24 protein-coding genes and 2 tRNA genes are annotated in these 20,882 nt (G+C 31.4%); 6 read left to right on the top strand and 20 right to left on the bottom strand.

Annotated elements, in window-relative coordinates:
- Positions 1-58: 58 nt before the first annotated feature.
- The 8 genes from JL193_RS07135 to rplM all read right to left on the bottom strand — a co-directional run bounded on the left by JL193_RS07135 (position 59) and on the right by rplM (position 4,658).
- Positions 59-144: transfer RNA gene (locus JL193_RS07135), tRNA-Leu, on the bottom strand.
- A gap of 17 nt (positions 145-161) precedes the next feature.
- Positions 162-233, bottom strand: a tRNA-Gly gene (locus tag JL193_RS07130).
- A gap of 147 nt (positions 234-380) precedes the next feature.
- A complete protein-coding gene (frr, locus tag JL193_RS07125; protein ID WP_207973126.1) occupies positions 381-935 on the bottom strand; it encodes a ribosome recycling factor in 555 nt (184 codons plus the stop codon).
- A gap of 17 nt (positions 936-952) precedes the next feature.
- Complete coding sequence (pyrH, locus tag JL193_RS07120) at positions 953-1,660, bottom strand: UMP kinase (RefSeq protein WP_207973125.1); 708 nt, start codon at positions 1,658-1,660, stop codon at positions 953-955.
- A 139-nt stretch (positions 1,661-1,799) separates the two neighbouring features.
- Complete coding sequence (tsf, locus tag JL193_RS07115) at positions 1,800-2,765, bottom strand: translation elongation factor Ts (protein WP_207973124.1); 966 nt, start codon at positions 2,763-2,765, stop codon at positions 1,800-1,802.
- A 50-nt stretch (positions 2,766-2,815) separates the two neighbouring features.
- Entirely contained in the window at positions 2,816-3,634 is an 819-nt protein-coding gene (gene rpsB / locus JL193_RS07110) for a 30S ribosomal protein S2 (protein WP_207973123.1), read from the bottom strand.
- 182 nt (positions 3,635-3,816) lie between these two features.
- On the bottom strand, positions 3,817-4,203 hold the full coding sequence (gene rpsI, locus JL193_RS07105) for a 30S ribosomal protein S9 (RefSeq protein ID WP_207973122.1): 387 nt from the start codon (positions 4,201-4,203) through the stop codon (positions 3,817-3,819).
- Complete coding sequence (rplM, locus tag JL193_RS07100; RefSeq protein WP_207973121.1) at positions 4,203-4,658, bottom strand: 50S ribosomal protein L13; 456 nt, start codon at positions 4,656-4,658, stop codon at positions 4,203-4,205. Before rplM ends, rpsI begins: the two co-directional genes overlap by 1 nt.
- 240 nt (positions 4,659-4,898) lie before the next feature.
- Between rplM and JL193_RS07095 the strand changes: the two genes are divergently transcribed.
- The gene (locus JL193_RS07095) at positions 4,899-7,526 is read left to right on the top strand and encodes a DUF5916 domain-containing protein (protein ID WP_207973120.1); all 2,628 of its coding nucleotides are present in this window, start codon (positions 4,899-4,901) and stop codon (positions 7,524-7,526) included.
- 1 nt (position 7,527) lies between these two features.
- Here the strand turns inward: JL193_RS07095 and JL193_RS17495 are convergent, their stop codons facing one another.
- From JL193_RS17495 to JL193_RS17485, 3 genes are all read right to left on the bottom strand, one after another.
- Complete coding sequence (locus JL193_RS17495) at positions 7,528-8,307, bottom strand: RluA family pseudouridine synthase (RefSeq protein ID WP_367890038.1); 780 nt, start codon at positions 8,305-8,307, stop codon at positions 7,528-7,530.
- 134 nt (positions 8,308-8,441) lie between these two features.
- Positions 8,442-8,753, bottom strand: coding sequence for a hypothetical protein (locus tag JL193_RS17490; RefSeq protein WP_367890037.1), 312 nt, complete (start codon positions 8,751-8,753; stop codon positions 8,442-8,444).
- Between the two features lie 53 nt (positions 8,754-8,806).
- Entirely contained in the window at positions 8,807-9,193 is a 387-nt protein-coding gene (locus tag JL193_RS17485) for a hypothetical protein (RefSeq protein WP_367890036.1), read from the bottom strand.
- 157 nt (positions 9,194-9,350) lie between these two features.
- Here JL193_RS17485 and JL193_RS07085 point away from each other — a divergent pair, with 157 nt between their 5' ends.
- Positions 9,351-9,893 (top strand): coiled-coil domain-containing protein, encoded by a 543-nt coding sequence (locus JL193_RS07085; RefSeq protein ID WP_207973119.1) that lies wholly within the window; start codon positions 9,351-9,353, stop codon positions 9,891-9,893.
- A 183-nt stretch (positions 9,894-10,076) separates the two neighbouring features.
- Here JL193_RS07085 and JL193_RS07080 read toward each other — a convergent pair whose 3' ends face one another.
- The 8 genes from JL193_RS07080 to JL193_RS07045 all read right to left on the bottom strand — a co-directional run bounded on the left by JL193_RS07080 (position 10,077) and on the right by JL193_RS07045 (position 17,020).
- Positions 10,077-11,273 carry an IS256 family transposase gene (locus JL193_RS07080; protein WP_207970621.1) on the bottom strand — a complete coding sequence of 399 codons (1,197 nt, stop codon included), beginning with the start codon at positions 11,271-11,273 and terminating at the stop codon, positions 10,077-10,079.
- A gap of 333 nt (positions 11,274-11,606) precedes the next feature.
- Positions 11,607-12,359: a DUF4097 family beta strand repeat-containing protein gene (locus JL193_RS07075; RefSeq protein ID WP_207973118.1), complete on the bottom strand. Its 753-nt coding sequence runs from the start codon at positions 12,357-12,359 to the stop codon at positions 11,607-11,609.
- Positions 12,360-12,489: 130 nt separating this feature from the next.
- Entirely contained in the window at positions 12,490-13,284 is a 795-nt protein-coding gene (locus JL193_RS07070; protein WP_207973117.1) for a DUF4097 family beta strand repeat-containing protein, read from the bottom strand.
- 18 nt (positions 13,285-13,302) lie between these two features.
- Positions 13,303-14,067, bottom strand: coding sequence for a zf-HC2 domain-containing protein (locus tag JL193_RS07065; RefSeq protein WP_207973116.1), 765 nt, complete (start codon positions 14,065-14,067; stop codon positions 13,303-13,305).
- Positions 14,064-14,600: an RNA polymerase sigma factor gene (locus JL193_RS07060; RefSeq protein WP_207973115.1), complete on the bottom strand. Its 537-nt coding sequence runs from the start codon at positions 14,598-14,600 to the stop codon at positions 14,064-14,066. Before JL193_RS07060 ends, JL193_RS07065 begins: the two co-directional genes overlap by 4 nt.
- Before the next feature lie 131 nt (positions 14,601-14,731).
- Positions 14,732-15,139: a large-conductance mechanosensitive channel protein MscL gene (gene mscL, locus JL193_RS07055; protein WP_207973413.1), complete on the bottom strand. Its 408-nt coding sequence runs from the start codon at positions 15,137-15,139 to the stop codon at positions 14,732-14,734.
- Between the two features lie 59 nt (positions 15,140-15,198).
- The gene (gene alr, locus JL193_RS07050) at positions 15,199-16,299 is read right to left on the bottom strand and encodes an alanine racemase (protein WP_207973114.1); all 1,101 of its coding nucleotides are present in this window, start codon (positions 16,297-16,299) and stop codon (positions 15,199-15,201) included.
- Between the two features lie 43 nt (positions 16,300-16,342).
- Positions 16,343-17,020: a thymidine kinase gene (locus tag JL193_RS07045; RefSeq protein WP_207973113.1), complete on the bottom strand. Its 678-nt coding sequence runs from the start codon at positions 17,018-17,020 to the stop codon at positions 16,343-16,345.
- A 122-nt stretch (positions 17,021-17,142) separates the two neighbouring features.
- On the opposite strand from JL193_RS07045, the gene JL193_RS07040 reads away from it, so the two are divergent.
- The 3 genes from JL193_RS07040 (at position 17,143) to JL193_RS07030 (ending at position 19,803) form a co-directional block, all read left to right on the top strand.
- Positions 17,143-18,051: a DUF8457 domain-containing protein gene (locus JL193_RS07040; RefSeq protein ID WP_207973112.1), complete on the top strand. Its 909-nt coding sequence runs from the start codon at positions 17,143-17,145 to the stop codon at positions 18,049-18,051.
- A gap of 270 nt (positions 18,052-18,321) precedes the next feature.
- Positions 18,322-19,305 carry a glycosyltransferase family 4 protein gene (locus JL193_RS07035; protein WP_207973111.1) on the top strand — a complete coding sequence of 328 codons (984 nt, stop codon included), beginning with the start codon at positions 18,322-18,324 and terminating at the stop codon, positions 19,303-19,305.
- A gap of 24 nt (positions 19,306-19,329) precedes the next feature.
- Positions 19,330-19,803, top strand: a complete 474-nt coding sequence (locus JL193_RS07030) for a hypothetical protein (RefSeq protein WP_207973110.1) — start codon at positions 19,330-19,332, stop codon at positions 19,801-19,803.
- Positions 19,804-20,032: 229 nt separating this feature from the next.
- On the opposite strand, the gene JL193_RS07025 is transcribed toward JL193_RS07030, so the two are convergent.
- Positions 20,033-20,383 carry an arsenate reductase family protein gene (locus JL193_RS07025; RefSeq protein WP_207973109.1) on the bottom strand — a complete coding sequence of 117 codons (351 nt, stop codon included), beginning with the start codon at positions 20,381-20,383 and terminating at the stop codon, positions 20,033-20,035.
- Positions 20,384-20,425: 42 nt separating this feature from the next.
- On the opposite strand from JL193_RS07025, the gene JL193_RS07020 reads away from it, so the two are divergent.
- Complete coding sequence (locus JL193_RS07020; protein ID WP_207973108.1) at positions 20,426-20,881, top strand: DinB family protein; 456 nt, start codon at positions 20,426-20,428, stop codon at positions 20,879-20,881.
- Position 20,882 lies beyond the last annotated feature (1 nt).

Genomic DNA, 20,882 nt, shown 5'->3' with positions numbered 1-20,882 from the left:
GAATCATGTTGGGTGTAAAAATCAAAAAAACCGTAACAAATAAATGTTACGGTTTTTGTACTGAAGGCGGGACTTGAACCCGCACGGACATTACTGTCCACTGGATTTTAAGTCCAGCGTGTCTACCAATTCCACCACTTCAGCATTGGTGTTTAAAATAGAGCGAAAGACGGGATTTGAACCCGCGACCCTCACCTTGGCAAGGTGATGCTCTACCCCTGAGCTACTTTCGCAGTCATTATTTTGTTTAGAACTTGCTCAAAAAATAATAAAATGAATTCTACGTATTTTAAGAGAGGTGCAAATATAATATTTTTTAATTATCTAGCAAATATTTTTTTATTTTATGTGATTTTATTTTTTGAACAGGTGTTGCAATACTAGATTTTCATTATTTCTTCTTCTTTTACAGCTAGTACTTCATCTGTTTTTTTTACGTAAGCATCTGTCAATTTTTGAACATCGTCTTCTGCAATTTTTTTTAAATCTTCAGAAATATCTAGTTTTTTGATGTCGTTGTTAGCCTCTTTGCGTGCATTTCTAATTCCAATTTTTGCATCTTCAGCTTCGGCTTTTGCTTGTTTTGTTAGGTTTATTCTGCGTTCTTCTGTTAATGGTGGTACATTAATCATAATAACGTCTCCATTGTTCATTGGGTTTAAGCCTAAGTTTGCAATTTGAATTGCTTTTTCAATAGGTTGTAGCATGCTTTTTTCCCAAGGTTGTACGCTTAAGGTTCTTGGATCTGGGGTATTTACGTTTGCTACTTGTGTTAAGGGAGTTTGTGCACCGTAATAATCTACCATTACTGTGCCTAACATAGATGGAGTTGCTTTTCCTGCTCTAATGGTGCGTAGTTCTTTTTCTAAATGCGCCATTGCTTTGTCCATAGCTTCTTTGGCGGAGTCTAATATAAATTCAATTTCTTCGTTCATCTTCAGAGTTTTTTAGTCTAATTATCAACAATAGTACCAATTTTTTCTCCAGAAACTAATTTTAGAAGGTTTCCGCTTGTATTCATATCGAATACTATAATTGGTAATTTATTTTCTTCACTTAAAGTAAAGGCTGTCATGTCCATTACTTTTAATCCTTTTTCAATTACGTCTTTAAAGGTAATTGTTTCAAACTTAATGGCGGCTTTATCTTTTTCTGGATCTACGTTGTAAATTCCATCTACCCGAGTTCCTTTTAAAATAGCATCTGCATCTACTTCTATGGCTCTTAAAACGGCAGCTGTATCTGTTGTAAAATAGGGGTTTCCTGTTCCTGCACCAAAAATAACCACGCGTCCTTTTTCTAAGTGACGAATTGCTTTTCTTTTAATATAAGGTTCTGCAACTTCTTTAATTTCTAAAGCGGTTTGTAAACGTGTATAAACACCTTGGTCTTCTAAGGCGCTTTGCAATGCCAAACCATTGATGCAGGTGGCTAACATGCCCATATGATCTCCTTGAACGCGGTCCATGCCATTTGCAGCACCAGCTACGCCTCTAAAAATATTTCCTCCACCAATTACAATGGCAACTTCGATTCCTTTTTCGACTACTTGCTTAATTTCTTTTGCATATTCAGCAAGACGTTTGGGGTCGATTCCGTATTGTCTTTCGCCCATTAAGGCTTCTCCACTTAATTTTAAAAGAATTCTCTTGTATTGCATAGTTTGTTTTGATAGTTGTGCAAAACTACGTTTTTTTTTTAATTTTTTAATAACTAAAAAACCTCGCTTTCAATTATTTTGAAAACGAGGTTTATGTATGTATGCTATTCTTGTATTTGCAAGAACAACAAGATAAGGTTTACCCTAAAGTAACTCTTTTAAAAGTAGTTACTTCAACATCACCATATGTTTTTACATATTGTGCAACGTTTTTCTTTTCATCTTTAATAAAAGCTTGGTCTAAAAGACATTGCTCCATATCTAAAGTGGTGTTATCTGAGATAAATCTTTCCATTTTTCCTGGTAAAATTCTATCCCAAATTTGTTCTGGCTTTCCTTCTGCTTTTAATTCTGCTTTTGCATCTTCTTCAGCTTTTGCTAAAACCTCGTCAGTCAATTGAGATCTAGAGATAAATTGAGGAACATTTTTTAGGGTTTTACCTAATCTCCCTAATTCGATATTATCTTTTTCGATCACAGCAATTCTAGCTTCGGTTTCTGAAGCTACGTAAGCAGGGTCGAAATCTTTGTAAGATAATGTAGTTGCTCCCATAGAGGCTACTTGCATTGCAAGGTCTTTTGCTAAAGTTTCAGCATTATCTACTACAGCAGATAAACCTACTAAAGCCGCAATTTTTCCAATATGAGTATAGGCACCTACATAAGCTGCTTCTACTTTTTCGAAGGCTGTTATGTCTAACTTTTCGCCAATAACGCCAGTTTGTTCTACTAATTTATCTGCCACTGTTATACCATCGAAATCTGCTACTAAGAAATCTTCTTTGTTATCGTAATTTAAGGCGATATCTGCAAATTGACCCGCTAAAGCTACAAAAGATTCGTTTTTACCTACGAAATCGGTCTCACAAGCTAAAACGATGGCAACACCTACAGTTTTGTCGTCGTTAATTCTTGTTACTGCAACACCTTCTGTAGATTCTCTATCAGCTCTTTTTGCTGCAATTTTTTGACCTTTTTTACGTAAAACATCAATTGCTTGTTCGAAGTTTCCTTCTGCTTCTACCAATGCCTTTTTACAGTCCATCATACCAGCACCAGTTGCTTCTCTTAATTTTTTAACATCAGCAGCACTTACTTTTACCATGTTACTTAATATTTTATAAGAAACGATTTGTTTCTAAATGATTATTAAAATTATTTTTTTTCTTCGGCAGGAGTTTCAGTTACTTCTGGAGCAACTTCTGCTTTCGCTTCTTCTTTTTTAGGAGTTTCTGCTTTTGCCTCTTTTTTAGCTTCTTTTGTCTTTTCTTTATCGGCTTTGTCTGCTTTTCTTTCAGATAAACCTTCTGCAATAGCATCTGTTACAAAAGATAATACTTTGTCTATAGATTTAGAAGCATCGTCGTTTGCAGGAATTACAAAATCTACTTCTCTTGGATCGGAGTTTGTATCTACCATTGCAAAAATAGGAATGTTTAATTTTTGAGCTTCTGCTACAGCAATGTGTTCTTTTTTGATGTCGATTACAAATAATGCGCCAGGCAAACGAGTCATATCTGAAATAGAACCTAAATTCTTTTCTAATTTTTCTCTTTGTCTGTTTATTTGTAATTTTTCTCTTTTAGACAATGCATCAAAAGAACCGTCTGTTTTCATTCTATCGATTTGAGCCATTTTTTTAACAGCTTTACGAATTGTAACAAAGTTGGTTAACATTCCTCCAGGCCATCTTTCTGTAATGTAAGGCATGTTTACAGCTTTTGCTTTTTCTGCAACGATGTCTTTTGCTTGCTTTTTGGTAGCTACAAATAAAATTTTACGACCAGAGTTTGCGATTTTTCTTAATGCTTCTGAGCTTTCTTCTATTTTAGCTGCAGTTTTATACAAATCGATAATGTGTACACCATTGCGTTCTGTATAAATGTAAGGAGCCATATTTGGGTTCCACTTTCTTGTTAAGTGACCAAAATGTACTCCATTGTCTAATAATTCTTGAATATTTATGTTTGCCATTTTATAAATGTGTTTACTTTCTGTTTGTGAAATCAATAATTAAGTAGTCTTTCGAGTCTTAACTATTTAGATGCTAAACTGTTTCATATTAAATTTTTGTAATAATAACAGTTCTCGATGTAAAAATACTTTAGTAACCTTTCGACTGCGCTCAAGGAGGACAGGTAAGGAACCAAAAAATATTAACGTTTCGAGAATTGGAATTTTTTACGTGCTTTTTTCTGACCGAATTTTTTACGTTCTACCATTCTTGGATCACGAGTTAATAAACCTTCTGGTTTTAATACAGCTCTATGATCTGCATCAATAGCAACCAAAGCTCTTGTAATTGCCAAACGAATTGCTTCTGCTTGCCCAGTTACACCACCACCGTAAACGTTTACTTTAATGTCGTAAGACTCTAAGTTATCTGTTAACATTAATGGTTGTTGTACTTTATATTGTAAGGTTCCTGTTGTAAAGTAATCTTTGTAGTCTTTTTTGTTTACTGTAATATTACCTTTTCCTTCAGAAAGATAAATACGAGCAACAGCAGTTTTTCTTCTACCTATTTTATGAACTGTATCCATTATTTTAAATCGTTAAGGTTAATAGCTTTTGGTTTTTGCCCATCGTGTTTATGCTCTGTACCTGCATATACGTACAAGTTTCTGTATAAAGCACTTCCTAAAGTATTTTTAGGTAACATTCCTTTTACTGCTTTCTCGATTAATCTTGTAGGATTTTTCTCGAACATTTCTGTTGCAGTTAACGATCTTTGTCCTCCTGGATACCCTGTGTGACGAATGTAAGATTTGTCTCTCCATTTGTTACCAGTTAATACAATTTTTTCTGCGTTGATAATAACCACGTTATCTCCACAATCTACGTGAGGAGTAAAATTTGGCTTGTATTTACCTCTAATTAGCTTTGCTACTTTAGAAGCTAGACGACCCAACGTTTGCCCGTCCGCATCAACTAAAACCCACTCCTTGTTTACGGTAGCGCTGTTTGCTGATACTGTTTTGTAACTTAATGTGTTCATAATTACACTATTAGTTTTTGTTTATTATTAAATGATTTTTTTCCTTAAAAAAGGAGTGCAAATGTACCACTATTTATTTGATTGACAAATAGTAGTTTAGATTTCTTTTTAAGAATGTAAACATACAATCTATTTAACAATAATTAACATATTGTTAAGAAAATAGAAGTTTACTTTTGTAACATGGTAAATTTCTGTTTTTTAGGCATATTTATCCTCGTCAAATACCCATCCAAATAAATGAAATTACAATATATTTCGCTTCTTATAAGTGTTTTCTTTGCATTAAATTTGTGTGCACAAGAAGTAGAAAAAACATCACTTCCTAAAAGAATTTACACTACTAAAAAATTAAAAACATTGCCTGTAATCGATGGTTTTGTAAATGAAGAAGCTTGGAATGTGGTAGAATGGTCTTCTAATTTTACAGAAAATAATCCAGACGAAGGAACCCCACCAACATACCAAACGAAGTTTAAAGTAATGTACGATGCGAAATATTTATACATTGCCATAAGAGCTTTAGATGACAATCCAAAATTAATAGAACAAAGATTAACGAGAAGAGATGGTTTTGCCGGTGATAGAGTTAATGTAATTATAGACAGTTACCACGATAAAAGAACTGCTTTTGTCTTTACAACGACTGCTGCTGGTGTTAAGGGGGAAGAAATTGTAACACAAAATGGAAATAATTGGGACGATAGTTGGAACCCAATTTGGTACACAGATGCAAAAGTAGATAATGAAGGATGGACCGCAGAAATGAAAATTCCATTCAGTCAATTGCGTTTTGGAGACGACAAAGAACAAATTTGGGGTTTTAACATCAACAGAACTATTTTTAGGTTGCAAGAACGTTCTCTTTGGCAACGAATTCCTAACGACCAAGCAGGTTATATAAGTGAAGCTGGAGAATTGCATGGTTTGGTAGATTTAAAATCTCAAAAACAGCTAGAAATTCAACCTTTTATAGTTTTACAATACGATAATTATCCTGCAGAAGTAGGAAACCCTTATAGAGATGGAAACGATTTTAAAATTAATGGAGGTATAGATGCCAAAATTGGGATTACCAACGATTTGACCTTAGATTTAACTATAAATCCAGATTTCGGACAAGTCGAAGCAGATCCTGGAGCCATTGCTTTAGACGGTTTTCAAATTTTCTTTAAAGAACAAAGACCATTTTTTGTAGAAAATAAAAACATTTTCGATTTCGAATTTGCCAATGGAAGAGACAATCTTTTTTATAGCAGAAGAATTGGTAGAAGCCCACATAGAGATGCAAACTTACAAAAAGACGAGTTTGCAGATGTTCCTCAAAACTCAACCATTTTAGGAGCCGCAAAATTTTCTGGAAAAACAAAAGAAGGTTGGTCTATTGGTGTTTTAGAAAGTGTTACCGCCAACGAATATGCAGAAATAAAACAAACAGATGGTAATACAAGAGAAGAAATTGTAGAACCATTAACCAACTATTTTGTCGCAAGAGCTCAAAAAGATTTTAATGAAAGAAACTCTTATTTAGGTGGTATTTTTACAGCCACAAACAGAAATTTAAACGGTAATTTTACCGAATTACACAAGGCAGCTTATACAGGTGGAATCGATTTTAGACACACTTGGCGAAAAAGAGATTTTTATGTTGAAGGAAATACCGTTTTTAGTCACGTTACTGGTAGTGAAAAAGCAATTTTTGATACACAAACCTCAATTGCCAGATTGTTTCAAAGACCAGATGCAAATTATGTAAAATTAGATCCCACAAGAACATCGTTAACAGGAACTGGAGGAAGAATTGAAGCAGGAAAACAAGGTGGAGGAAATTGGAGATACAATACAGGTTTTGTTTGGCGTTCGCCAGAATTAGAATTAAATGATGTTGGTTTTTTAAGAAATACCGACCAAATAATTCAGTTTGCAGAAGGCAAATATTTATGGCAAGTTCCAAAAGGCATTTACAGAGAAATGGAAGTTGGTTTAGAGCAATCATCAACCTACGATTTTGGAGGAAATTTAAACAGAATAAGATTCGAGTTGCAAGGAGAAGTAAGCTGGAAAAACAATTGGTTTACAGAAATTGGAGTAGGAGGTAGTAACCAAATTTATAGCAATGCATTTTTAAGAGGCGGTCCTCGTTGGCGAGCTGCAGATGATACATTTTATTATGCGTTTGTAGGATCAGATAGAAGTAAAAAACTGAGTACTACTTTAGGTTATGTTATGGTTAGAAGTAACGAAGATGTATTTCACATAAATAGATATGTTTTTAGAATGAATTACCAACCTTTCGATTCTTTTAGCATTTCTTTAGACAATGAGTTCGAACAAACCCAAGACAAAACACAATATGTTACTACAAAAGATTTCGAAAATGCAAAAAGATACATTTTAGGTAACATAGAAAACGATTCTTGGACGACTACTTTGCGATTAAATTACAGTTTAAACCCCAATTTTTCGGTTCAGTTTTATGGGCAACCATTTATTTCTAGAGGACGTTATTCTAACTTTAATTTTGTAAACAATTCACTTGCAAGTTCGTTTAACAATCGCGTGAATTTGTTTGATGAAAATCAAATTTCTGTAGATAAAAACGATACTATTTTAATTGACGAGAATAGAGATAATGTAACAGATTATTCTTTCGAAAAACCAGACTTCTCTTTCGTACAATTGCAAACAAATTTAGTGGTAAGATGGGAATACATTCCAGGTTCCGAACTCTTTTTTGTGTGGGCAAGAGGTTCTTCTGGAACACAAGATTTCGACGATTCTTTAAGTAAAAGCATACGCACACAAGTTTTTGATGTTCCTGCAAACGATACTTTTTTAATTAAAGCAACTTATAGGTTTGTTAGATAATTTAAAAATCTGGTGCCATCCTAAAGCTCATTTTTTCATTAGTATTTGGATGTAAAAACTCTATAAATTCTGCATGTAAATGCAATCTGTTTTGTTTTTTTCCATACAAATCGTCGCCAACTATGGGCAAATTTAAACCGTTTTTATGGGCAGCATGCACGCGAAGTTGATGCGTTCTACCCGTTATTGGATAAAAATAAACACGCGTTTTATTGTCTTTTCTTTCAATTACTTCCCAAAGGGTTTCTGCATTTTTTCCATGTTCGTAACAAACCAATTGTTTTGGTCTGTCATCTAAATCTACACGCAAAGGCAATTTTATTTTTCCTTTATTTGCTAATAAATTACCATCTAACAAAGCAACGTAGCGTTTTTTAACAGTTCTATTGATAAACTGACTTTGTAAAATTTTATGAGCTTCTTTGGTTTTGGTCAATAATAAAATACCAGAAGTGGACATGTCTAATCTATGTACAATTAAAGGACCCTTTGCTTCTGGATATTTTGCTTTAATTCGAGAATAAACAGAGTCGCTAATTTCTTTTCCAGGAACCGATAAAAACTCTGCAGGTTTATTTACAACAATTAAAACCTCGTCTTCAAAAATAATTTCTAATTTTTTATCTATAAAAATTTCTTTAGTGAATGGGTTTTCGTCCATTTTAATTCCTGCTAACATATGTTTTAAAATAGGTTTGCATCTACTTTGGCAAGCAGGATAAAAATTTTTATGTTTTCTAATGGCAGAATTTGGCGAAATACCCCACCAAAATTCTGCCATACAAATAGGGGTTAAATTATTTTTAAAAGCATATTGCAACAATTTCGGAGCAGCACACTCGCCAGAACCAGCAGGTGGTTTTATAGCAGGATTGTTAAAAATATCAATGAGTGCTTTTGGTTCTTTTTTTTGATTTAAAAATTGAAATTTTTCGAACAGTGTTTGCTGTAAAAAAGCAGAAGTGGTTTTTCTTTTTTTTTTAAAGTTGAAATTTCTTCTTCAATTTTAGCAAGTTTTGTTCTTTTTTCGTCAACTTTTTGCTCATAATATGCTACCAGTTCTTTGTAAAAAAACTGGTCGTTATAACTTTCTTGCGTTAGTTTTTTCTCAAGATTAATAAAATCATCTGCATTTAAATTTTCTTTTTTTAAGGCTTTTCTCTTGCTTTTATTCTGCTTTAGTTTTTTACGCTGTAGCGCTAAATCGTCTTCGATTTCTTTCAGCAATTTTTTTACTTCTTTTTTTAGCTGAAGATAATTCGTATTGTTTCTTAGCGTTTCTAATTGTATGCTAATCTTCTCAATTTTTGCTTCCCTTTTTTGTAGAAACTATTTTTGGATCTTAAATCGAAAACTGGTGGCACAAAAATTTCTGGGCAACTTTCGTCTTCTAATTTTCCAGAAAAAGCAGTTAAATAACCAAGTTCGTTTTGTTGATTTTTAACCACCAAAACTCCAAACATTTTTCCAATGGCATTTTTTTTATCATTAAGATGCAAACCAAAACTGTGTTTAAAATCGGTTTGAATTTTTAAATAATCTTGCAATTCTTTTGCAGCTATCTTAGCCAATGCATGGGGTTCGTAATAAAATGGAAACGTAAAATTTTCTGGAAGTGCAATTCCAGAGATATTAGTCGTAAAATGTCGAAAATGGTTCAATTTCATAAGAATAATTGCCAAAGATAGTTAGTTTATTGGTTAAAAAAATTAGATAAAGGTTTTTCTAAAGAGTTCGTAATAAATTTATTTGTGTTAATGTAAACTTTTAATTTGCCATAGTTTTGTATCGAATATTAAAACAATTAAAAAAAATAATTTAATTATGAAAACGATTAAAAAATTAACAGCAGTATTGGCAATAACAGGTTTACTATTTGTTTCTTGTGACAAAACAAAGAAAGAAAAAGTAGAAGAAAAAATAGAAGATGTAGAGAATAAAATGGAAGAAATTGGAGATGATATTTCTGAAGAATTTAAAGAAATGAAATTAGAACTCGAAGAGGGCGTAAGCGTAAACTATAAAGTAGATGCAGATGGTTCTTTAGCTTTTGACGATTGGAACTCTTTTACAATCGCCAACAAAGAGTTAAAAGACATCGAAAATTTAGATACAGATGAGGTAAATACCAGAATCGAAAACTTAAAAGGAACGATTGCTAATTTGGGAAATAACATTCCTAAATGGTTACAGACAGATGAAGTTATGGAAGACATTAAAGATGTTCAAAAAGAATATAAAAATGTAATCGATAATAAAAATGCTGCTGCAGATAAGGTAAAGCAAAATATCGAAGATTTAAACGAGAAGTTCGACGATTTGCGTGAAGAATTAAATGAAGTAATTGCGAAATACAAGAAATCTTAATTTTTACAAAAACTGTATAAATATAAAAAAGAGGCTGTCACAAAAGTAAATTTAACTGTTATTTTAGGCATTACTAAAATCAAAAATATATTTTGATTGAAAGTAGCTAACGAAGTTATCGAAAAACCTAAAGTGACACTTTCCCACAAAGTGTGTAAGTTAAAAATTACAGGATTAAATTTTTCATAGTTTAATCCTGTTTTCAAATATAGCCAAAAATTGGTTAAGAATGATACCCCAATTTCTAATAGGCAATGTCCATTTTTTTGTTGATTCTCTCAAAGCTAAAAATACGGATTTAATTACAGCATCATCTGTTGGATATGAGAGTTTGTTTTTAGTGTATTTTCTAATTTTCCCATTTAAGTTTTCTATCAAATTTGTGGTATAAATAATGGTTCTGATTTCTAATGGGAAATCGAAGAAAACAGTGAGTTCATCCCAATTGTTTTCCCATGATTTAATGGCATAAGAATATTTAGAGTTCCATTTATTTTTAAAGTCTTCTAAGGCTGCTTTTGCTGCTTCTTTTGTAGGAGCTGTATAGATTTGCTTCATATCTCTTGTAAAGGCTTTTTTATCTTTCCAGACTACATATTTACAAGAGTTTCTGATTTGATGAACCACACATATTTGTGTTACTGAATTGGGAAAAATAGTTTTAATGGTGTCTGTAAATCCGTTTAAATTATCAGTTGCTGTAATTAAAATGTCTTGTGTTCCTCTGGCTTTTATGTCGGTTAAAACGCTCATCCAAAAAGAGGAAGATTCGTTTTTTCCTAACCAAAGTCCTAAAACTTCTTTTTTACCATCTACTCTAAGACCAACAGCAATGTAAATTGTTTTATTGATGACTTTGGAGTTTTCACGAACCTTAAAAACGATGCCATCCATCCATACAATCAGATAAGTAGCTTCTAAAGGTCTATTTTTCCAAGCAATAATGTCAGCTGTAATTTTATCTGTGATTCTAGAAATGGCTGAACTAGAGATGTTATAATCATACAATTCTCGTATTTGTTCTTCGATATCTGTAGTACTCATTCCTTTGGCATATAAAGAAATAATCAGGTTTTCAACTCCATCTGCAGTACTTTCTCGCTTTTTAATAAGCATTGGATTGAAAGTAGCATCGCGATCTCTTGGAACTTTTATTTTAGTTTCTCCTAAATGCGTCTTTATGGTCTTGGTGCCATAGCCATTTCGTGAATTAGGATTGTTGCTTTTTTGATGCTTATCGTAATCTAAATGTGCATCTAATTCGCCTTCTAAAATCTTTTCTACACCACGTTTGTGCAGTTGTTCTATAAAACTGGTTAGTTCTGAACCTGTTTTAAATTGTTTTAAAAATTCTTCGTTTAATAAATCTTCTGGTTTCATAATAAAAGTGTGTTTATAAATTTAGTGATTATTTAATCGTAAAGTTATTTCCGAAATTTTTCCTCATGGAGCAATTTAAATATTGCTCTAGAAAAATTTCAGAAATAACTTTACTTACACACTTTTTGGTTTAGTACCCCTAAAGTATTGAAATTCAATAAATAAGATTTCTCTATTACAGTTGAAATGACCAATTTTAATACTTTTTAAGACAGCTTCATTTTTTTTGTCTTAAAATCTAAGCATTTGTCTGTTAGCGTTCAAGTTTATAAAAACGAAACAACCAACTTCAAAAAAAAGAAGTTGGTTGTTTTACAAAGTTTGGGCTGATTTTTAAATTTTTCTAAGAAATATATCTCCACTGATGGTATTTAGCTTTAAAGATGCTGTTCCTTTTTTTATAGTAGCAACAATTTTAGAACCATAACTTGTTTTCTTTTTATTCTGATTAAAATCGATATCTAAATCAGAATAGATACCACCAGTTAAGGTTTTGGCTTCAAATTTTGCATCAGAAATAAAGATGTCTATGTCTCCACTAATGGTTTTTAAATGCATGTCTTTTGAGTGTTTTTTAACAGTAATATTTCCGCTAATTAAATTAAGATTTAAGATTCCTGTATAATTTTCGGTTGCTACATTTCCAGAAATACTTTTTATTTTTAGTTCTATTTTTTTAGGAACATAAATAACATAGTTTACATTGTTATTACGACTGTGGGTATGGCAATCGTTATCCTCTTTTTTAGTGTTTTTATCTTCGTCTTTATGAGAATGCTTATGACTGTAATAGCTTCTGTATTTCTTAAAATAATCTCCATAATCTGAGTTTATTTTTAACATTTTGCCTACTTTATCTGCCTTTAGAGTAAAATAATCGTTGTGTTCGTTATCATCTAAATTTACAGTAGCTTCTACAGAAACTTCGTTTTTGTTCCAATTTTTTACAATAATATTATTGGCAAATTTTACATGAACATAAACATTTTCTACGTTCTTACTTTCTATAGTTTTGGTTACTTTTTTTTGCGCTGTTAGGTTACTAAAAGTCAATAGTAATCCTATGAAGAAGAGATATCTTTTCATTTTTTAGTGGTTTAAATTGTGTGAATTAATAATATAAAATAAGTGTTGTTATTCTTGAGCGAAGTAGAAAGGTCTTAATAAATTGAGTTAAAGATTTCTCGGTTTCGTTTTACTTCAGCTGGAAAGACATTTACTTTTTACGTAAATAAATATTACCCATAGAAGATTTAATGTAGATTTTTACACCACCATTGTTTAGTTTAGAAACAATACTTTTTCTACCACTCACATTTTTCATTCCTTTTTTGGTAGGAACTTCAAAATCGAAATTAGTATAAACAGTTCCTTGGGTTTTTAATTCTAAATTTGCTTTTGTATTGGCGGGCAAAGCAACATCAATTTCAGATACAGATGTACTAATCGTTATGGGCGATTTTTGACTTACTTTATCAAAATCAATATCAACTTTACCAACATTGGCGTCAACTGTAATGGGTCCTGTAATATTTTTCATTTTTATCATTCCAACATTTGCAGAGGCTTCAACCTCTCCTGTAAAACCTTCCATTTCTATAGAGCCTAAATTACCTGCATCTACAGATATATTTATGGTTTTGGGTAATTGAATGTTTAACCCTCTTCTTTGATACATCGATTTTAAATCGGTAACATACAATACATTTCCTTCTTTACTAATAGAAAAACCAAAACCATTGGTATTGTCTTTTCCTCCAGGATAAATAGGTGTTAATCCTTTTCTTTTATCTTCTTTGTCTTTGTTGTTTTTATGCCAGTAATTGCGATCTTTGTTTTTTTGATTCGTTTCTAAAATAACCAACTGCGAAGAATTTGTAGCAGTAAGTACTATTTTTGTATCGCTGCTTAGTACCACTTTATTAACTCCTGATAAAGAGTAAGTAAAGTCTTTTTTTTGAGCGGTAGCAATTGCGCTAACAAATAAAATTAGGGTAACTATTTTTTTCATAATTTCTAAGTATTTCTTTTATAATAATGTAGATAAATTGATTTGAACTTCTTGTTTTACAAAGTCAGGTGTTTGGTCATTTGCAAGGATTTTTTCCATGGGTTTTATAGCTCTTTTTTCTTGAATTTTTGCTAAAACCTGAATCAATTCTATTTGAACTGAGGCGTTTTTTTCTGTTTCTAACGATTTAATTAAAGCATCTCTCACAATTTTTTCTGATGAAAATTTAGACAACGTTTCTGCTGCAGCCAAACGTACATTTACATTTTTATCAAAAAACAATCGGTTAATAATGGCTTGAATAATTTTGGTGTCTTTATTAGAGAACTCTTCTGCATTGGTAACTGCTAAAATTCGTTTACTGGCAGAGTTATTTTCTAACATAGTTAACACATCTTGTTTGTTTTCTTCTTTTACATTGGCAATTCTAGAAATGTTAGATTGATATTTTCCAAACAAAAAAGCACTAATTACAATGGCAATACTTGCAGCAACTTTTATAAACGATTTCCAATCTTCTTTTGGTTGCAACTGCACAACTTTTGGTTGCCTGTTTTTAATCTCAGTGGCTAACATTTTTTCGAAACTAGTTTTTAAATTTGTTGAGGGATAATCGATTTCTTGCTCATCTAACAGAGATAAAAATGATTTCATTTCATTGAATTCTTTTTGACAAGCATCACAAGTATTTAGGTGTTTTTTAATATTAGAATTTGCAACTTCTAATAAAGAACCTTCTATATATTCTGATAAATTTTCTTGTATTTCGCTACATTTCTTCATATCGCTGTTTGAAAATATATTTCTTTTAATTTCTTTAAAGCTCTGTGTACTTTTACCTTTACGGCATTTTCATTACTACCAACAATTTGTGCAATTTGCTCGTATTTTATCTCTTGAAAACGATGCATTACAATTAATTCTCTATCAGAATTAGATAATTTTAACAACGCTTTCTGTAAATGGTCTAACTCTTCTTGTTTGCTTTCAGAAACTAAGGTTTCATTGGCTTCTAATTTATCATCATTAATTATATTAGAACGTTCTTTTTTTATTTTTTGATAATGAGTTGAAAATATATTGCGTGCAATTGTATATATCCAAGCTGTAAAATTTCCTTTTTTATAAGATGCTTTGTATTTGATTACTTTTAAGAAAACATCTTGCGTTAAATCTTCACTAACCATTTTATTTTGTACCATTTTGTTGAAATAGTTATAAATACGTACATGGTATCTGTTAAACAGAATTGATAATAATTCTAATTTGCCATTGGCAATTTGTAACATAATTTCCTCGTCAGTTAAATGTTTCAAGGCTGGTTTTGGTTAGTTTCTATTCTTAAAACCATCAATTTACAAAAAGGTTACATTTTAATTTAAAAAAGTTTATAAATAAAAAATCCCAAGCTAAAGCTTAGGATTTTAAAAGGTATAAGTGGTAAAGTTTATTTTTGTTTAGCTAACAAATCTCTAATTTGTTCTAATAATTCTTCTTGAGTTGGTCCTTTTGGTTCTTCAGGTGCTGGCTCTTCTTTCTTTTTAGTGGCATTTACACCTTTTACAATTAAGAACATTACAAAAGCAACAATAATAAAATCGATTACGTTGGTTAAGAAATCTCCGTACAAAATAGCAACTTCTCCTGCTACTTTGCCAGCGTCATCTGCAACACCTTCTTTTACAACCCACTTTAAGTCTTTAAAATCTGTATTAAAGATTAAACCGATTAACGGAGAAACAATTCCTCCAGTAAAAGAAGTTACCACTTGTTTAAAAGCAGCACCCATTACAAAACCTACAGCAATGTCCACAAGGTTTCCCTTCATTGCAAATTCTTTAAATTCTTTAAGCATTCCCATGATTAATTGATTTTTTAATTAGTTAATGAAGTTGCTAATGTAATAAAAAAATATTATTTCTTTAACACTCTTTTAACACGTTGTGAAATCGCAGTTAGTGTTTCGTACACAATTGTTTCAGAAACATTTGCAATATGTTGTATTGTATTTTGATGATTAAAAACAATTACCTCATCGCCTTCTTTACAATCGATTTTAGTAACATTTACCATAATCATGTCCATACAAACATTACCAATAATGGGTGCTTTTTGGTTATTTATTAAAACGTAGCCCTTTTTATTGCCTAGTTTTCTAGACAAGCCGTCTGCATGACCAATAGGAATGGTAGCTGTTTTACTTGGTTTTTTAGCCACAAAAGCTCTGTTATAACCCACAGTTTCTCCTGGTTTTATGAAATGAATTTGAGAAATAATCGATTTTAAATGATGTGTATTTTTAAGTTGTGCAGTTTCTTTTTGGTCATTTCCAAAACCGTACAAACCAATACCAATTCGAACCATATCGAACTGTGCTTTCGCATAATTTACAACGCCAGAAGTATTTAAAATATGCAACATGGGTTCGTAACCTAAATGCTTGTAAAATTGTTGCGCTATGTATGCAAAATTATTAATTTGATTGATAGAAAAATCTTGCTCTTCTAAATCTTCACTTGCGGCCAAATGAGAAAATAAAGACTGTACGTTTACATGATTGGTTTCTTTTAATTCAGCAATAATTTTAGGAACATCTGTATGCCAAAAACCTAGCCTGTTTAATCCTGTATTAAATTTAATATGAATGGGATAATTCATCAGTGGAATTTCGTCTGCTAATTTTAAAAAAGCATCGAAAATTTTAAAATGATACAAGTTGGGTTCCAATCGATAATCTACAATCGACTGTAAATTTGGAATTTGCGGATGTAAAACCAAGATAGGTGTTTTAATACCGGCTTCACGAAGCGCAATACCCTCGTGCGTATAAGCAACCGCAAAATAATCGACTTTGTCTTCTAAAAATTGGGCAACTTGCACAGCATCGCTTCCATAACCAAAAGCTTTTACAACTGCCAAAACTTTGGTTTCTGGGTTTAATTTTTTCTTAAAATAATTTAAGTTGTGCTCTAAAGCATTTCCATCGATTTCTAAAACGGTTACGTGATTATTCATAGTTTTATGCTGTTCCGAAATTTCGGAAGTGTATCTGTTAATTTTAATTTATTTCGGTATCAGCGGCGCTTTTTCGAACGTTTTCTGGGTTCTTTTTAGAATTAGAAGTTTCATTATTTTTTGAAGAAACAGAAGCTGCTTTTTGTTTTTGCAATGCTCTGTAATAAGCAGCTCTACTCAAAGGTTCGTATTCTTGTGTTTCGCCCAACATTACAATTTTATCGTTTTTTGCTTTTCTAAAACTATAATGTGCTAAATTTCCTGTATGTGTACAAACTGCATGCACTTTTGTAACATACTCTGCAGTAGCCATTAAAGCTGGCATTGGGCCAAAAGGATTTCCTTTAAAATCCATGTCTAAACCAGCCACAATTACACGAATACCTCTATTTGCCAGATCGTTACAAACAGCTACAATTTCATCGTCGAAAAACTGCGCTTCGTCAATACCAACAACATCTACATCGTTTGCTAAAAGTCTTATGTTAGATGAAACAGGCACTGGAGTAGAGCGAATTCTGTTATCGTTATGAGAAACCACTTCCTCTTCATCATAACGTGTGTCTAAGGCAGGTTTAAAAATTTCTACACGCTGTTTTGCGAATTGAGCACGTTTTAAACGTCTTATTAATTCTTCTGTCTTACCAGAAAACATAGAACCGCAAATTATTTCTATCCAACCAAATTGTTCTGTATGATTTACTGTATTTTCGAGAAACATTTTGTAATTTTAGGCGTTATATTTTTGTAAATTTACGTTACTTTGATTTTTAACAAATTTAGGAATATTTACGAGTAAAAAATAATTTATGCTGAATTCATTTCAGTAACAACTTACAACGTATGCATAAAAAATTAGAAGCCGATTTAATAAGTTTAGCCCACAGCATTTTACAGATGAAAAATAAAGACAATGTGTTTTTATTGAAGCAAAAATCGAAAGAAATTTACGAAAAATTAGCTGTTTTAGCATTTGTTGAAGAATACGTGAATTCTACAGTTTATATAAAAGAAACGAAAGAAGAGTTGCTTTCTAAAGTAGAAAAAGCTTTTGAAAAAAAAGATGCTGTTGTAGAAGAAACGGTTAAAGAAGCACCAATTACTTATCAATTAGAAGATGATTATTTAGAATTTGATAACCAAAAACTAGAAGCAGAAATTGGAGACGGATTTGATAAGGAAGATGAAAAAGTGGTGGATAAGGTTGAAAATCTGCAAGAATCGTTAAATTTTAAAAAAGAAGAGGCCATTGAGCAACCTTTTGATGAATTAGAAGAAATTTTAGCATCTGAACCTGAAAATGTAAAAGAACAGATTAAAGAAGAGCCTCCACTAACTTTGGCAGACGTTAAAAAAATTCAAGAAGAAAATAACGCTTCTCCTACAGATTTTAAAGACGATCCAAAAGATGTTGGCGGGTATGGTTTGCCAACTTTAGAAGAAGAACTACAAGATACAATTCCTGTAGATATTATGGCAAATTTGTTTGAACCAGCAAAACCTAAATCGTTAAATGATAAACTGCAAAGTAATATTCAAATAGGTTTAAACGATAGAATTGCATTTGTAAAGAATTTGTTCGAAGGCAGTCAAGAAGATTTTAATCGAGTTATTTCTCAACTAAATACAATCAAAACAGAAAAAGAAGCTAAAAATTTTATCAATAAAATGGTAAAGCCAGATTATAATTGGGAAAAACAAGAAGCATTAGAAGCTCGTTTTATGGAAATTATAGAACGTAAATTCGCTTAAAGGAATTTAAAATTTTGAGTTGAAAAATTCAAAGTTTGGGATTGAGAGAAGTTGAAACAACGAAGAGACCTCACAGGTTTTTAAAACCTGTGAGGTCTGATAACTATTTAAAAGTAGGAGTGTCATTTCGACTTTATGGAGAAATCTTAGTTGAATACACTTGTCATTTCAACTTTATAGAGAAATCTTAGTTGAATACACTTGTCATTTCGACTTTATGGAGAAATCTTTTATAATTAAACATTTAAACATTTAAACAATTACAAAAATTTGAAACCCGTTTTAATTCATACCCATTTTCACAAAAGAAGAACTGGAGTTACTAGAAGTATCGAAAATGTTTTTCCTTTTTTTTCCAACGAGTATGAAGCTTATATTTATGGAAATACCGCAAAAGGCACCAACATTTCTTTTGCTAAATTAAAGAAAATTCTCTTTACGAAAAGAGAAATTGTAGTGCATTGCCATAGAAACAACGAAATTATTCGAATGCTTATTTTTAGAGCTTTGGGGGCAAAATTTAAGTTGGTTGCTACACGTCATGCAGAATCTAAACCTTCGAATCTTACTTTAAAATTATTAAAAAGTGCAGACCAAGTAATTACACTTATACAATCGATGAGCGACAGTTTAGGAGTTGAAAATACCATTATTGGTCATGGAGTAAATGTAAATGAATTTGTACCGAAAGAAAATGTTTCTCTAAAAAATATTTGGCAAGAACATATTATTTTGTGTGTAGGTAGAGTTAGAAAAACAAAAGGGCAAGTTGTTTTATTAGAAGCTTCTAAAGTTCTAAAAGAACATAAAAATTGGGCTTTGGTAATTGTTGGTAAAGTCGATAAACCGGCTTTTTTAACAGAATTAAAAGCAATTTCCAAAAAACATTCTATAGAAAATCAAGTTTATTTTATTAATGAAACTGAAGAGATTGTTTCTTATTACCAAGCGTCGAAAATTTTCGTTTCACCTAGTTTTTCTGAAGGATTTTCTTTAGTAACTGCAGAAGCCATGTCTTGTGGATGCTCTGTAATTGCTACTAAAAATGTTGGAGTTCATTCAGAATTAATTCAAGATAAAAAAGATGGTTATTTATTCGAAGCAGGAAATATAGTTGCATTAGAAACCATTCTTCAGCAAAAAATAAAAGGAGCATTGCCACTTTTAGGAAGCCAAGCCAGAGAAACAATTCTTAAAAATTGGAGTGTTAAAAAAGAAGCAGAAAATTTAATAGAAGTTTATCAATCAAATTAATAAATCATTTAAAATTTTTAAAAAATGAAAAAAGTATTTTTAGCAATTTTACTTTCAGTAGTAACCTTTTCAGCAGTAAATGCTCAAAAAATTGAAAAGAAAAAAGTATTTGGAGGCTATGTTTTTTCTCAAAATGATAAAAGACTAACGCTAAGTGAAATGCAAGAACTTATGAAAAACAACCAAGAAGCTTTCGATTTGGTAAAATCTGCAAAATCTAACCAAACTTGGGCAATGATTTTAGGAGGAATTGGAGGAGGATTAATAGGATATCCTATTGGAACTGCAATTGGTGGTGGAGATCCAGAGTGGGTTTTAGCAGGTATTGGTGCAGCATTTATTGTTGCGACAATTCCTATTGCAAAAGGGTTTAATAGAAAAACAGAAAAAGCAGTAGAATTATACAATGCAGGTCAACCAACTGTAAGTTCTAATTTTCAACCTCAATTTAACTTAAATTTTAAAGGAATGTCCATGGGAATTTCCATGACATTTTAAAAATATTAAGATTTAAATTAAAAAACGAGGCTTCCTCTAAAGTATTAAAATTTGTCATTTCGACTGTAATGCAGAAATCTTTTTTATTGAATTTCAGTATTTTATATTTTTTTCGATAACTTGGTTCGCTACTTTCAATTAAAATATATTTTTGATTTTAGTAATGCTTAAAATAATAGTTAAATTTACTTTTGTGACAGCCTCGTTTTTTTATTTGAGTTTATAGCAATTATCTGCCTATTTTATTTTTTAATTCCTCCACCACTTTTTTACTATTTCCAATAAAAATTTCATTATCCACAATAAAAACGGGTCGTTTTAAGAAAGTATATTCATCTAAAATAAATTGCCTGTAATCTGCTTCCGATAACGTTAGATTTTTTAAATCCATGGACTTGTACAATTTTGCTCGTTTGTTAAACAAGGCTTCATAACTTCCAGAAAGTTGGTACATTTCTTCTAATTGAGCAACATTTACAGGGTTTGTTTTGATTTCTTGGCGTTCGAAACCCTCTGTAGGTATTTCTTTTAAAATTCTTCTACAGGTATCACAAGTTTGCAAAAAATAGACTTTCTTCATTATTTATATCATTATATTTACAGTTCAAAATTAACAATAAAAATGAAGAAACAATTTGATATTCTAAGAAAATCGAGAGCTTTAACATTAAAAACCATTGAAGGTTTAACTTTAGAGCAGCTACATAAAATTCCTGAGGGTTTTAAAAATAATATTGTCTGGAATATTGCACATTTAGTGGTTACCCAGCAATTATTACACTATAAATTATCTGGCTTAAACTGTTTATGCCCAGATGAATTAATAGAAACTCACAGAAAAGGAACCTTTCCAACCAAAAACTTTACCCAAGAAGAATTTAATGAGGTTTTAGAACTTTTTACAGGTTTGCCAGATACTTTAGAAGAAGACTATGAAGCTGGTATTTTCGAGAATTACAAAGAATATACTACAAGTACTGGAGTTGTTTTAGACGCTATGGATATGGCAATTCCTTTTAACAATTACCATGAAGGTTTGCATGTAGGAATTATTTTTTCAATCAAAAAATTTATATAAC

The sequence above is a fragment of the Polaribacter batillariae genome, from assembly GCF_017498485.1.
Taxonomy (GTDB): Bacteria; Bacteroidota; Bacteroidia; order Flavobacteriales; family Flavobacteriaceae; genus Polaribacter; species Polaribacter batillariae.
The sequence above is the reverse complement of the archived record's forward strand: the minus strand, read 5'-3'. Positions and strand labels throughout refer to the sequence as shown.

Excerpts from the sequence above, each read along its gene's own strand:
- frr (WP_207973126.1), bottom strand. The coding sequence starts at position 935 with ATGAACGAAGAAATTGAATTTATATTAGACTCCGCCAAAGAAGCTATG.
- pyrH (WP_207973125.1), bottom strand. The coding sequence starts at position 1,660 with ATGCAATACAAGAGAATTCTTTTAAAATTAAGTGGAGAAGCCTTAATG.
- tsf (WP_207973124.1), bottom strand. The coding sequence starts at position 2,765 with ATGGTAAAAGTAAGTGCTGCTGATGTTAAAAAATTAAGAGAAGCAACT.
- rpsB (WP_207973123.1), bottom strand. The coding sequence starts at position 3,634 with ATGGCAAACATAAATATTCAAGAATTATTAGACAATGGAGTACATTTT.
- rpsI (WP_207973122.1), bottom strand. The coding sequence starts at position 4,203 with ATGGATACAGTTCATAAAATAGGTAGAAGAAAAACTGCTGTTGCTCGT.
- rplM (WP_207973121.1), bottom strand. The coding sequence starts at position 4,658 with ATGAACACATTAAGTTACAAAACAGTATCAGCAAACAGCGCTACCGTA.
- JL193_RS07095 (WP_207973120.1), top strand. The coding sequence starts at position 4,899 with ATGAAATTACAATATATTTCGCTTCTTATAAGTGTTTTCTTTGCATTA.
- JL193_RS17495 (WP_367890038.1), bottom strand. The coding sequence starts at position 8,307 with ATGGCAGAATTTTGGTGGGGTATTTCGCCAAATTCTGCCATTAGAAAA.
- JL193_RS17485 (WP_367890036.1), bottom strand. The coding sequence starts at position 9,193 with ATGAAATTGAACCATTTTCGACATTTTACGACTAATATCTCTGGAATT.
- JL193_RS07085 (WP_207973119.1), top strand. The coding sequence starts at position 9,351 with ATGAAAACGATTAAAAAATTAACAGCAGTATTGGCAATAACAGGTTTA.
- JL193_RS07080 (WP_207970621.1), bottom strand. The coding sequence starts at position 11,273 with ATGAAACCAGAAGATTTATTAAACGAAGAATTTTTAAAACAATTTAAA.
- JL193_RS07075 (WP_207973118.1), bottom strand. The coding sequence starts at position 12,359 with ATGAAAAGATATCTCTTCTTCATAGGATTACTATTGACTTTTAGTAAC.
- JL193_RS07070 (WP_207973117.1), bottom strand. The coding sequence starts at position 13,284 with ATGAAAAAAATAGTTACCCTAATTTTATTTGTTAGCGCAATTGCTACC.
- JL193_RS07065 (WP_207973116.1), bottom strand. The coding sequence starts at position 14,067 with ATGAAGAAATGTAGCGAAATACAAGAAAATTTATCAGAATATATAGAA.
- mscL (WP_207973413.1), bottom strand. The coding sequence starts at position 15,139 with ATGCTTAAAGAATTTAAAGAATTTGCAATGAAGGGAAACCTTGTGGAC.
- alr (WP_207973114.1), bottom strand. The coding sequence starts at position 16,299 with ATGAATAATCACGTAACCGTTTTAGAAATCGATGGAAATGCTTTAGAG.
- JL193_RS07045 (WP_207973113.1), bottom strand. The coding sequence starts at position 17,020 with ATGTTTCTCGAAAATACAGTAAATCATACAGAACAATTTGGTTGGATA.
- JL193_RS07040 (WP_207973112.1), top strand. The coding sequence starts at position 17,143 with ATGCATAAAAAATTAGAAGCCGATTTAATAAGTTTAGCCCACAGCATT.
- JL193_RS07030 (WP_207973110.1), top strand. The coding sequence starts at position 19,330 with ATGAAAAAAGTATTTTTAGCAATTTTACTTTCAGTAGTAACCTTTTCA.
- JL193_RS07025 (WP_207973109.1), bottom strand. The coding sequence starts at position 20,383 with ATGAAGAAAGTCTATTTTTTGCAAACTTGTGATACCTGTAGAAGAATT.
- JL193_RS07020 (WP_207973108.1), top strand. The coding sequence starts at position 20,426 with ATGAAGAAACAATTTGATATTCTAAGAAAATCGAGAGCTTTAACATTA.